The sequence below is a fragment of the Pseudoalteromonas sp. BZA4 genome, assembly GCF_040104395.1.
Taxonomy (GTDB): Bacteria; Pseudomonadota; Gammaproteobacteria; order Enterobacterales; family Alteromonadaceae; genus Pseudoalteromonas.
Window position 1 is genome coordinate 25,523 of the sequence record NZ_JBECOT010000042.1, and the last position, 11,268, is coordinate 36,790.

Genomic DNA, 11,268 nt, shown 5'->3' on the forward strand with positions numbered 1-11,268 from the left:
AAGTGTAGTTTTAATACTTTATATTAAACAAATTCTTTTTTATCATATAGTTAAAGATAAGCCTTCTAGGTTGTAAACTCAACTCACTTCGAGATGAAAAAAGCATTAACAACTTCAGCCAACCTCTTTAAATCCGCACTTTTATGTGTGTACTTATCTGTAATCCCACCTTTAGAAAGTTCATGTCCAACAACCTGTTGTAGCAGCGCTAAATCAAAAGAGTGATTATTTCGTATGTTACTAATAAACGTATGTCTAAAACTGTGAAAACTGCGCATTTCATCAAGTTCATTAACACTTGCTATATCAAGCTTAGTAATTAAGCGAGCAAACCAGCTTGTTATACTTTCTGCCGAGGTAATTTCATACAAGATCCGCTCGTTTGTATTCTCTACATAATCAAGAAAGCCTAATTCAATTAAACGTTTATGGATTGGAATTCTACGCTTCGCATTTTCAGTTTTAAGGCGCTGTGATTCATGTTCATCAGTTACCAGAATATAATCCACACCGTCTTCCCTTCGAATATCTGACTTTCTTAGTTGATAAATTTCTGTTCGTCTTGCACCAGTATACATAGCTAATAGGAGCGACCACTTTTGCCATGCACTTTTTGTTTGCATAGCGAATGTTTCAAACTTATTAAGCTCTACACTATTAAAAGCGCCACGTATGCGTTGTTTAAATTCACGTTTGATTGTGCAAGGCGAGTGTTGAATATACTCAACAGTGTCTCTCTTGGCATAGGAAAATACGCCCTGTAACCATTTGTAGTAACCTTGAACTGTTTTAGGTTGTATGCAGTCCTCTGATGGTACATCGTAGTCTAGGCACTCTTTGAAGCTCATTTTGTTATAAGGTGCGATGTTTTTTTTTGGTAATTGATAGCAGCGATCAATAAAGCGACCTATATCACTCGCTTTATAAGTCTCGATTGGTTTGTCTTCAACAAGCAAGCACCAAATCTCATAAAAACGAGCATATTCATTTTGTAGGCGCTCAGACAAGCCTTCTTTAATTTTGAAATCTAGAAACTCTTGGTGCACCTTGGAAAATAACGGGCCTGAAGGCTCACTCTTTGGAATTGGATTAGTGTTATTTCCTTCATTAAATTTAGGTGTTATCAATGATTCAAATACTTGCTGGCTTTCTTGGTCTTTTAACAAGCATGAAGCTAAGAATTTCGTTTGCAGGTTCCGTGAATTTTCCAACAAACTCTTAAACTTAATAAACTCTAGCGAGTTTGTGTCAAATTGAACATCATGCTTATTTAACACTTCAATGGCATCCTGATCTTCAGCACTGAAATCATCAACTTCAAAATCATCAAAGAAATCAAAATCTGGTTCACTTTCATCAGGAATAGGCATACCAACTGAAGAAAATATATCAATCATTTTCGCGAACTGGCGAATACTTTTTTGTACTTGTGTATTTGCGCAAATTTGTTGATTACTAACGCCTGAGTTTTTTAGTGACATATATTGAGTCACTAAAACAAAAATATTTAACACTTCAAAGTCATTACGGTTCAATGCATCGACAAGTAATTCATCAGAACTACCCTCAGCAATAGCTAACATGATTTCAGCAGCAATTCTTAAATGTTCAGGTGAGTGGTTATGGATTCCTTTTGTCTTAAAGCCACTAATAGCATGGGCTTTAGAAGAATAACCTTGCTGTTCTTCTGCTATTATTTTTTTACTAAGTTCAAAGGTTAGGGCTTGCTTCATATCGTCCGTAATACTTTTTGCTTTAAATACTAGTTGTTTAGTATCTATATCGTTACGAGAACTAGCAAGTTCTTTGAGTTTATTTACGTGTGGGGATATTAAATCTAATCGCTGAAGTGCGCATTGGAGGTTTTTGGTTTTGAGTGAGATTCGTATATCAGAGCCGATAAACTTACGAGGAAAGACATAGCGAAAATAAAAACGTTCGTTACGTAAGATGAGGTTTTCAGGGAGTTTTATGTGTCTCATTTCGTTACCTAAGTTAGATAACGTATTGCATCAAATGGCACACTATTTGGCACAGTTTTAATTTTTTGTGCCATGAAGTTAGTGGTTCAAGCGTAAGCACCTGATAGTTCAAATGCTTACGCTTGAATTTGAGTCAGCCAGTAAGCCGGGTTCTGTCGTGGATAATCATTCGTCTAGGCCATAAATTGCTCTATGGCTCAAGCAACCTACCCGGTTCCAACGTGGGCCACGCCATAAGGAACCCTATTTGGTCTTGCTCCGGGTGGAGTTTACCTTGCAACCAACTGTTACCAGTGGCCCGGTGCGCTCTTACCGCACCCTTTCACCCTTACCAACCGAGGTTGGCGGTCTCCTCTCTGCTGCACTTGTCGTAGGCTCGCGCCCCCCAGCCGTTAGCTGGCACCCTGCCCTGTGGAGCCCGGACTTTCCTCCCCCTGCGCATTTTCGTTGCAGGCAGCGATTATCTCGGCTGACTCGGCGCGCAGTATACCTGAGCGCGCACGTCTATGCAGTAAAGAATTAGTCTTTTTCGTCAATAATTGCTTTATAAAGTGCGTTTTTCTTCAAACCAAAATACTCAGCCACAACACCACAGGCTTTTTTCAGTGGCATTTCGGCTTCGAGTAAACCTAGCATGCGGCGCGCATCTTCTGGAATATCGTCACTTTGCTTTGCTTTACCCGGTAGCATCAGTACGATTTCACCACGTTGCTTAGTTGGATCATCCGTTAAAAACTGTTTTAACTCGGCAACTGTGCCATTGAAAAAGGTTTCGAAAGTTTTAGTAAGCTCTTTTGCAAACACTACTGGCTGCTCTGTACCGAGCGCAGCTTCTAAATCATCAAGGCTCGCCATAATACGGTGGGTACTTTCATACATGATGCTAGTAATACCTGAGTTTACCGCGTCAATGAAAAAGGTCTGCCTTGCTTTACTCTTTGCTGGTGTAAAACCAATAAACTGAAAACGATCTGTTGGTAAACCAGAACAGCACACAGCGGTAATTGCAGCACATGCTCCGGGTACTGGCGTAACATGCGCGCCTTGTTCACGGCATAAATTGACCACCGCATAACCTGGGTCGCTAATAAGTGGCGTGCCGGCATCAGATACCAACGCAATGTTCATTCCTTGCTCTAACCAATCTACAATTTGTTGCGCTTTTTGTTTCTCGTTATGGTCGTGTAAAGCAAAGGTTTTTGCTTTGATATTAAAATGGCTTAACAACTTTCCTGTGTGACGAGTATCTTCAGCGGCTATTAAGTCAACCTCAGATAGGGTTTGGATGGCACGCTGGCTGATGTCATCAAAGTTACCAATAGGCGTGGCAACAATGTAAAGAGTGCCGATTTTATCTGAATTGTCCTCATTTAACATTGAGGTCTCCTGCGTCAGTCAGTAATATAAGCAAATCGCGTTAACGTATCGGGAAATCATTGTGCGACTTAAACTTGTTAGTCTATTAATTGTATTGTCAGGGTTATCGGCTTGTAGCACAACCGAAAAACCTCGAAATAGTGCAGAAAATCAATCGAGCCAATCGAGTATTGCGCTATCGCAGCTAACAGACGCACAATCTATGTACCAAGTGGCACTAAACCGTCAAGGTGCCGATAAAATCCAGCTTTTATACACCGCGCGTGATGCGGCTATCAGCGAAGAGCGCTGGGCACTGCTAGAAAAAATCTGTCTTGAGCTAGAAGCGACTCCAAGCGTAGATCAAATTCAAAACAAACTTTACATTGCCCTTGCGCAAGAGCAGCAAGGTAAGAGTGATTTAGCTCTGGTGCAATTACAACAGCTTGAGCCACAATTGAGCCAGCCTGAACATCTAGCATGGCATCAATATTTAACAGGTCGCGTTTATGCATCGCAAGGTATGCCAAAACAAGCGATGACTTACTACTTTAAGGCATCAACACTTAGCAGCGAAAATAACTTTACCGTTGCCAATTTAAACAAAGATTTATGGCAAAGCCTAACCCAGCTTTCATCGTACGCACTTGAGCGCTTTAATCGTGGCTCTGTGGTGCAACAAGGTTGGGTTAACTTAGCGCTTTATCATCAAGTATATTTAGGTGCGCCTGTAGAACTTCACCAAGCAATGAATAACTGGCTGCGCCGCTATCCAGGTCACCCAGCTGCTGAGGTACTACCAAAAAAAGTGACTGAGCTGGTACAAATTGAACCTTTAAATGTAAATCGCCTCGCAGTATTACTTCCACAATCAGGTGCTAATGAGCGATTAGGTGATGCCTTAAAAGCCGGTGTGCTTGCGGCCTTAGATGGACAGTCATTAGAGCAAACCTTATTTATTGATGAGTCATTATCAGCCGCTGAAATTTCACTTAAGCTCAGCGAGTTTAATGCTGATTTTGTTATTGGACCACTTTTAAAAAGCAATATCGAAAAGCTAACCAGCGCACAAACACTGGTTGATTACCCAGTAATGCATTTAAACACCTTTGATGGTGAGCGAATTTCACAGCAGCACTTTTTCTTTGCACTAAGCCCTGAGCATGAAGTTCAGCAAGCATTAGAGCGATTTTTAACAGCGGGCTATCAAAAGCCGATGCTTCTAGCACCAAATAACAGTAACGGCCAGCGCTTAGTTGAATACTTCAATACACAATGGCAACGCTACAGCGAAGTTAAACCGCAAATAGGGCTATACTCTGGTAAAGACGATATGCCAAAAACGATCACAGGCTTACTTGAAGTAGACCAAAGTAAAGAGCGTATTAAAGTCGTCAAATCATTATTTAAGCAAGAAGTAGAGAGTGAAACTCGCTCGCGCAGCGATATTGACGTGATTTATATTTTAGGTGATGCCACCGAAACTCGCTTAATCAAGCCATATTTAGACGTTAATGTGAGTACCTTCGCAGATAGAATTCCACTATATGCCAGCTCAAAAAGCCACAGTAAACAAATTGATAGAACCGATAAAGGCGATTTAGATGGCCTTTATTTTACGGAACTACCTTGGATGCTTGACGGTCAAATCTCACAACACAATTTACGCCAACAGTACGAAAGCTTATGGCCTGAGAATGCCGATATAAGCCAGCGCTTATTTGCTATGGCATTCGATGCAGCCAGTATGCTTGGTGATGTAAAGCAATTGAGCATGGTACAGGGCAAACGCTTTAGTGGTATTAGTGGTCAATTGAGCATTGCCAGTAATGGTTACGTTACTCGCTCTTTAGATTGGGCACAGTACAAGAATAAACAAATTATTGCGGTCGATTTAGCGACTGAACAACCAATCCCGCTATTTATGCAATCTGCTATTGGGATCAATGCCGCTGAATAGCCTGTTTTAAAACGTAGTATTAGCTCAAGGATGAAGCTATGTCGTGGTTTAAGCAATTGTGGCAAAATAGCCGCGAGAAAGGCCTGTATTACGAACATCAGGCAGAGCAGTATTTAATACAACATGGCTTAAAAGCCATTGAGCGCAATTACTTATGCAAGTACGGCGAGCTCGATTTAATAATGCGTGACGGGCAAACGCTAGTATTTGTAGAAGTAAAATTTAGAAAAAACGCCCTGCGTGGTGGTGCAAACTATGCGCTCAGCAAACAAAAGCAGCAACGATTACGGCGCACGATCAGCCATTATCTTGCCGAGAAAAAGATCTCAAACCAGGCTATGCGGATAGATTATGTCGCTATAACAGGTGAGCTTAACAGCACCCTAAACTGGTTTAAAAATGTTTACTAACGCCGTTTGGCGTCGGCTTAATTTGGTAGGTTATGCAAGAAACGATAAAAAAAATCTTTACCGAAAATATTCAAGTTCAAATAGCGGCAGGTGAAGTACTGCCAAGCGCACTTGAATCGGCAGCGTTCACCATTGCACAAAGTCTTATTAACGGCAATAAACTGCTGTGTTGTGGCACTCCTAGCTGCCACATGTTGGCACAGCATATGGCTGGGCTGTTAATTAACTTTTATGAAACCGAGCGCCCATGCCTACCCGCAGTTGCGCTTGCACAAGATCAAGTTAACTTAGGCTCAGCCGCAAATAATGATGAGCACGAAACCTTTGCACGACAAATTCGTGCATTTGCTCAGCAGGGCGACCTTTTGTTAGCAATTGCAGTCAATGGCAATGAAAAGCAGATTATCTCAGCTGTTGAAGCGGCACTGACCCGTGATATGAAAGTGATTGTGCTTGTTGGTGATGACGGCGGTGAATTAGTTGGCTTACTTGGCCCAAATGATGTTGAAATTCGTGTTCCATCCAAACGCCCAAGCCGTATTGTTGAGTCACACTTAGTGAATTTACACTGCCTCAGTGAGCTTATCGATTTAACCTTATTCCCACAGGAAGAAAATTAATGTTTAAACAGTCTTTACTAGTATTTGGTACCGTTTTATTGCTGCAAGGCTGTGCAGCTGCCGTTGTCGCCGGTACTGCAGGCGCTGTAACTGCTGCGAATGATCGCCGCACGATTGGTTCACAAATCGACGATAACAACATCGAAATTAAAAGTTCTATTGCTATCAGCGAAAATGAGCGTCTTCACAAATATGCTAACGTTAATGTCATCAGCGTTAATGGTATTGTGCTTATGATTGGTCAAGTTGCTAACGCAGAAATGAAAGACGAAGCACAACGCGCTATTGAAGGCGTTGATGGCATTCGTAAAATCCACAACCAAATTCGCATTGGTTCAAATATTGGCATGAGTACGCAAACGCACGACTCTTGGTTAACCTCTAAGGTGAAAACGCAATTACTCACCACAGAGAGTATCAGCAGCAATAACATCAAAGTAGTAACAGAGAATGGCGAAGTCTTTTTAATGGGCTTAGTGAGCGATTCTGAAGCGAATTTGGCGGTTGATGTAGCACGTAACGTATCAGGCGTTGAACGTGTTATTAAAGTGTTTGAATATCTGTAACGCTAAACAGTGAATTAATAATAAAAAACCCGCTTAATAGCGGGTTTTCTTTTGTCTGACTAAGGTTACTTAATCACTCGTAAGTGAGCACCTTTTTTCTTCTCTGGTTTAGCAGGTGGTTCATCATCTGGCGTAATATCGTCAGGTGTTTCAACACTTTCTAATACCGGAGCAAAATCGTCTTCGTCCTCGATGAATTCTTCTGCAGTAAATACAGTCCCTTCACCATTCTCACGTGCATAAATTGCGAGCACAGCACCCATAGGTACGTACACTTGCATTGGTTGACCACCAAAGCGCGCATTAAAGCTCAGCTGTTGGTTGTCCATTGCAAATTGCGTTACCGCTGATGGGCTAATGTTCAAAACGATCTGGCCGTCTTGCACAAACTGTGTTGGTACTTGTACAGCAGGAAAATCAGCGTTAACCACTAAGTGTGGTGTGCACTGATTATCAACAATCCAATCAAAGAAAGCGCGTAGTAAATAAGGACGATTAGGCGTCATTATAAACGGATCTCACGCTCAGCTTCAGTTAGTGAAGCTTGAAATGATTCACGCTCAAATAAACGCAACATGTATTCTTTAAGCTCTTTCGCGCCTGCACCATTAAGCTCAATGCCAAGCTCAGGTAAACGCCAAAGTAGCGGTGCTAAGTAACAATCAACTAAGCTGAACTCTTCACTCATGAAGTAAGGTGCCTCTGAGAAGATTGGTGCAATTGCAAGTAACGCTTCTGTAAGCTCTTTACGTGCTTGCGCAGCTTCGCTGCTACCGCTAGTGATTTTGTTAGCTAGGCTATACCAATCCGTGTCGATACGATGCATCATCAGACGACTACGGCCACGCATAACCGGATAAACTGGCATTAGTGGAGGATGAGGGAAACGTTCATCAAGGTATTCCATGATGATGTTTGCCTGATATAAACCAAGCTCACGATCGATCAGTGTTGGTACTGTACCGTAAGGGTTAATCTCATGAAGTGCTTCTGGCAGGTTATCCTTTTCAGCCAGGTGAATGTCAACACTTACACCTTTTTCAGCAAGTACGATACGTACTTGATGGCTATACATACAGTTAGCACCAGAAAACAGGGTCATTACAGGGCGCTTATTGGCAGCTACGGCCATGCCTACCTCCATTATATTACAAAAACAGCAATAGGGGCTTAAGCCCCTATCACAAAACTACCTTTCAAAATGCCCAGGATTAGTGAACATCTCTCCAGTATTCTTTCTTCAGCATGAATGCCAAGATAAATAGAATCACTAGGAAACCAATTACCTTTAGACCTAACGCTTCTGACTCTAAACGTGACGGCTCGCCAACGTAAGCTAAGAAGTTAGTTAAGTCACGAGCAGCACGATCGTACTCGTCAACACTCATTTCACCAGAACCATCTGTTTCAACGCCAACAACTTTAGTCACAGTGTGACCATGTTCTTCCACTTCTTCAGTGATTGGTGTTGGTAAACCTTGTAGTTCTTGAAGAACGTGTGGCATACCTACCGATGGGAAAACAACGTTGTTTACGCCAAACGGACGAGACTCGTCTTTATAGAATGACTTCAGATAAGTGTAGATCCAGTCAGTACCACGAACTCGCGCAACAAGCGTAAGATCCGGTGGCGCTGCGCCAAACCATTTAGCTGCGTCATCTTTATCAATCGCATTTTTGATGTGGCTACCTACTTTTGAGCCATCAAAAATTAATTGCTCTTGACCAATCTCAGTAGGAATACCAATATCGCGGAACGTACGCTCATAACGTTGATACTGCATTTGGTGACAACCAAGACAGTAGTTCATGAACAATTTAGCACCGCGCTGTAAAGATGCGTTATCTTTAAGATCAATGTTCGCATCCATTAAAGGAACCGAAGGACCTGCTGCCATTGTCAACGATGGCAACAATGCGAATAAACCGATAATTAGCTTTTTCATCATTTCGTCAACCTCGTTGGTAATGGCTTAGTTTTCTCATTCTTGCTGTAAACAAATAACAATACGAAGAACATGAAGTATGTCACAGTCGTGATTTGTGATAACAGCGTTTTGAAATCAGTTTGTGGTGTAGCACCAACCCAACCCAAGATAACGAAAGTTACCACGAATTGTGCGATGTTTAACTTGTGTAAACCACAACGATAACGAATAGAGCGAACCGAACCACGGTCAATCCAAGGTAGTAACGCAAGCACTACGATAGATGCACCCATCGCCACAACACCCATTAACTTGTTAGGGATTGCACGTAGGATTGCGTAGAATGGCGTAAAGTACCAAACTGGGAAAATATGCTCTGGTGTTTTCAGCGGGTTAGCTGCTTCGAAGTTTGGCGCTTCTAGGAAGAAACCATTCATCGCAGGCATAAAGAATACAACCCAACAGAATAAGATTAAGAAACCAACCACACCCACAATATCTTTTACTGTGTAGTAAGGGTGGAACGGGATTGCATCAACAATGTCTTTCTTGTTGGTGTAATACTCGTGGAATTTGAATTTAGGTTTATCTTCTTCAGCTACAGTGCCTTTCTTACGCTTAATTTCAACACCATCTGGGTTATTTGAACCCACTTCGTGTAGTGCAACAATGTGTAAGAATACTAAGATAACGATTACTAAAGGTAATGCAATTACGTGTAGTGCAAAGAAGCGGTTAAGCGTAGCACCAGAAATTACGTAGTCACCACGGATCCAAAGCGTTAAATCATCACCAATAACCGGAATCGCACCGAATAGTGAAATGATTACCTGTGCACCCCAGAAAGACATTTGTCCCCACGGTAGTAAGTAACCCATGAAAGCTTCAGCCATAAGCGCTAAGAAGATGAACATACCGAATAACCACAGTAATTCACGTGGTTTTTGGTAAGAACCGTAGATCATGCCACGGAACATGTGCAGGTATACAACGATAAAGAACGCTGATGCACCTGTTGAGTGAAGGTAACGAAGTAACCAACCGTATTCAACATCACGCATGATGTATTCTACAGATGCGAAAGCACCTTCAGCAGACGGTACGAAGTTCATTGTTAACCAAATACCAGTTACGATTTGGTTAACAAGTACTAACATGGCTAAAGAGCCAAAGAAGTACCAGAAGTTAAAGTTTTTTGGTGCTGGGTACTGTGCAATATGCATGTTCCAAACACGTGTCATTGGAATACGATCGTCGATCCAACCAATAATTTTACCAAACATTACGCCACTCCTTTTTCTTCACCGACTAGAATAGTCGTGTCATCAAGGAAGGTATACGGAGGAATTTCTAGATTTAATGGTGCAGGTACAGATTGGAATACACGACCAGCCATATCAAATTTAGAACCGTGACACGGACAGAAGAAACCGTCGTCTGTGCCCTCTACTTTCTCACCAAAGCCACCTTGTAGGAAGCTAGGAGAACAACCTAAGTGCGTACAAATACCAACAGCAACGAAAATTTCAGGACGTTGCGAACGATATTCATTGGTTGATGATTCAGGTTGTTGAGGCTCTTCAGACGCAGGATCACGAAGTTGACCTTCATGTTCTTTCATCTGTTCAAGCATTCTTGGTGTACGATTAATAACCCAAACAGGTTTTCCTCGCCACTCAACACGTATTAATTGTCCTGGCTCAAGCTTGCTGATATCTACTTCTACAGGCGCACCCGCAGATTTAGCTCGCTCACTTGGATTCCAAGACGCAATAAAAGGAACAGCAGCCCCAGCCGCACCAACACCACCAACAACAGAGGTAGCTATGGTTAAAAAGCGACGTCGGCCATTGTCTACAGGCGCATTGCTCATCCACTTATCTCCACTATGATTCCCAACACTTGCCATATTGAGAACATCAGTTACAGCAGGTTAATTTTTAGAAATTTCAAAATAGACGCGATCATAATTAAAACCCTTGATTAAAACAAGGTTATTCACAGTCTCATGCTCGAATAAACCCTATTTAATGAATTATTAATTTAGGTTAGCTCGAGTATGAAGCCGCTGGTTATGATAACGCATATAAAAAAACAATATACTGACCAAGATCAACCTCACTAAGAGGAAACAGAATTCTGCATTAGCTGTTGTTGAACTCACTCACATTACTTGCCCCCCAATTGTAGCAAAAAATTTCATCAATTAACTGATGGATTTAAGCTAATTTTGCTAAATCTTGAAGTTTTTTTACTGTAATACGTACTAATTATTATCAGTGGTCAAATATCGAACGAAAAAAGGTAGGGTTTTGCGCTTCAGCTATCAGCTATCAGCTATCAGCTATCAGCTATCAGCTATCAGCTATCAGCTATCAGCTATCAGCTATCAGCTATCAGCTATCAGCTATCAGCTATCAGCTATCAGCTATCAGCTATCAGCTAT

11 protein-coding genes and 1 other RNA gene are annotated in these 11,268 nt (G+C 41.7%); 4 read left to right on the forward strand and 8 right to left on the reverse strand.

Features of this window, described 5'->3' with window-relative positions:
• Positions 1-83: 83 nt before the first annotated feature.
• The 3 genes from ABMY41_RS15600 to rsmI all read right to left on the reverse strand — a co-directional run bounded on the left by ABMY41_RS15600 (position 84) and on the right by rsmI (position 3,359).
• A complete protein-coding gene (locus tag ABMY41_RS15600) occupies positions 84-1,982 on the reverse strand; it encodes a DUF3258 domain-containing protein (RefSeq protein ID WP_349275370.1) in 1,899 nt (632 codons plus the stop codon).
• 125 nt (positions 1,983-2,107) lie between these two features.
• An RNA gene (rnpB, locus tag ABMY41_RS15605) (RNase P RNA component class A) lies at positions 2,108-2,459 on the reverse strand.
• 42 nt (positions 2,460-2,501) lie between these two features.
• On the reverse strand, positions 2,502-3,359 hold the full coding sequence (gene rsmI / locus ABMY41_RS15610) for a 16S rRNA (cytidine(1402)-2'-O)-methyltransferase (RefSeq protein WP_287246153.1): 858 nt from the start codon (positions 3,357-3,359) through the stop codon (positions 2,502-2,504).
• Positions 3,360-3,420: 61 nt separating this feature from the next.
• Here rsmI and ABMY41_RS15615 point away from each other — a divergent pair, with 61 nt between their 5' ends.
• The 4 genes from ABMY41_RS15615 to dolP are packed head-to-tail and all read left to right on the forward strand — an operon-like array spanning position 3,421 to position 6,894.
• Positions 3,421-5,298 (forward strand): penicillin-binding protein activator, encoded by a 1,878-nt coding sequence (locus ABMY41_RS15615; RefSeq protein WP_289097013.1) that lies wholly within the window; start codon positions 3,421-3,423, stop codon positions 5,296-5,298.
• Positions 5,299-5,336: 38 nt separating this feature from the next.
• Entirely contained in the window at positions 5,337-5,708 is a 372-nt protein-coding gene (locus ABMY41_RS15620; protein ID WP_063702677.1) for a YraN family protein, read from the forward strand.
• Positions 5,709-5,740: 32 nt separating this feature from the next.
• Positions 5,741-6,328 carry an SIS domain-containing protein gene (locus tag ABMY41_RS15625; protein WP_054561085.1) on the forward strand — a complete coding sequence of 196 codons (588 nt, stop codon included), beginning with the start codon at positions 5,741-5,743 and terminating at the stop codon, positions 6,326-6,328.
• Positions 6,328-6,894 carry a division/outer membrane stress-associated lipid-binding lipoprotein gene (gene dolP, locus ABMY41_RS15630; protein ID WP_175078727.1) on the forward strand — a complete coding sequence of 189 codons (567 nt, stop codon included), beginning with the start codon at positions 6,328-6,330 and terminating at the stop codon, positions 6,892-6,894. Before ABMY41_RS15625 ends, dolP begins: the two co-directional genes overlap by 1 nt.
• Positions 6,895-6,959: 65 nt before the next feature.
• On the opposite strand, the gene ABMY41_RS15635 is transcribed toward dolP, so the two are convergent.
• The 5 genes from ABMY41_RS15635 to petA all read right to left on the reverse strand — a co-directional run bounded on the left by ABMY41_RS15635 (position 6,960) and on the right by petA (position 10,695).
• A complete protein-coding gene (locus tag ABMY41_RS15635; RefSeq protein WP_054554182.1) occupies positions 6,960-7,400 on the reverse strand; it encodes a ClpXP protease specificity-enhancing factor in 441 nt (146 codons plus the stop codon).
• Positions 7,400-8,026 (reverse strand): stringent starvation protein SspA, encoded by a 627-nt coding sequence (sspA, locus tag ABMY41_RS15640; RefSeq protein WP_054554181.1) that lies wholly within the window; start codon positions 8,024-8,026, stop codon positions 7,400-7,402. The genes ABMY41_RS15635 and sspA overlap by 1 nt, the downstream gene beginning before the upstream one ends.
• Before the next feature lie 79 nt (positions 8,027-8,105).
• A complete protein-coding gene (locus ABMY41_RS15645; protein WP_054554180.1) occupies positions 8,106-8,843 on the reverse strand; it encodes a cytochrome c1 in 738 nt (245 codons plus the stop codon).
• A complete protein-coding gene (locus ABMY41_RS15650) occupies positions 8,840-10,105 on the reverse strand; it encodes a cytochrome b N-terminal domain-containing protein (protein WP_054554179.1) in 1,266 nt (421 codons plus the stop codon). The genes ABMY41_RS15645 and ABMY41_RS15650 overlap by 4 nt, the downstream gene beginning before the upstream one ends.
• Positions 10,105-10,695, reverse strand: coding sequence for a ubiquinol-cytochrome c reductase iron-sulfur subunit (gene petA, locus ABMY41_RS15655; protein ID WP_054554178.1), 591 nt, complete (start codon positions 10,693-10,695; stop codon positions 10,105-10,107). Before petA ends, ABMY41_RS15650 begins: the two co-directional genes overlap by 1 nt.
• Between the last annotated feature and the right edge of the window lie 573 nt (positions 10,696-11,268).

Excerpts from the sequence above, each read along its gene's own strand:
- ABMY41_RS15600 (WP_349275370.1), bottom strand. The coding sequence starts at position 1,982 with ATGAGACACATAAAACTCCCTGAAAACCTCATCTTACGTAACGAACGT.
- rsmI (WP_287246153.1), bottom strand. The coding sequence starts at position 3,359 with ATGTTAAATGAGGACAATTCAGATAAAATCGGCACTCTTTACATTGTT.
- ABMY41_RS15620 (WP_063702677.1), top strand. The coding sequence starts at position 5,337 with ATGTCGTGGTTTAAGCAATTGTGGCAAAATAGCCGCGAGAAAGGCCTG.
- ABMY41_RS15625 (WP_054561085.1), top strand. The coding sequence starts at position 5,741 with ATGCAAGAAACGATAAAAAAAATCTTTACCGAAAATATTCAAGTTCAA.
- dolP (WP_175078727.1), top strand. The coding sequence starts at position 6,328 with ATGTTTAAACAGTCTTTACTAGTATTTGGTACCGTTTTATTGCTGCAA.
- ABMY41_RS15635 (WP_054554182.1), bottom strand. The coding sequence starts at position 7,400 with ATGACGCCTAATCGTCCTTATTTACTACGCGCTTTCTTTGATTGGATT.
- sspA (WP_054554181.1), bottom strand. The coding sequence starts at position 8,026 with ATGGCCGTAGCTGCCAATAAGCGCCCTGTAATGACCCTGTTTTCTGGT.
- ABMY41_RS15645 (WP_054554180.1), bottom strand. The coding sequence starts at position 8,843 with ATGATGAAAAAGCTAATTATCGGTTTATTCGCATTGTTGCCATCGTTG.
- ABMY41_RS15650 (WP_054554179.1), bottom strand. The coding sequence starts at position 10,105 with ATGTTTGGTAAAATTATTGGTTGGATCGACGATCGTATTCCAATGACA.
- petA (WP_054554178.1), bottom strand. The coding sequence starts at position 10,695 with ATGAGCAATGCGCCTGTAGACAATGGCCGACGTCGCTTTTTAACCATA.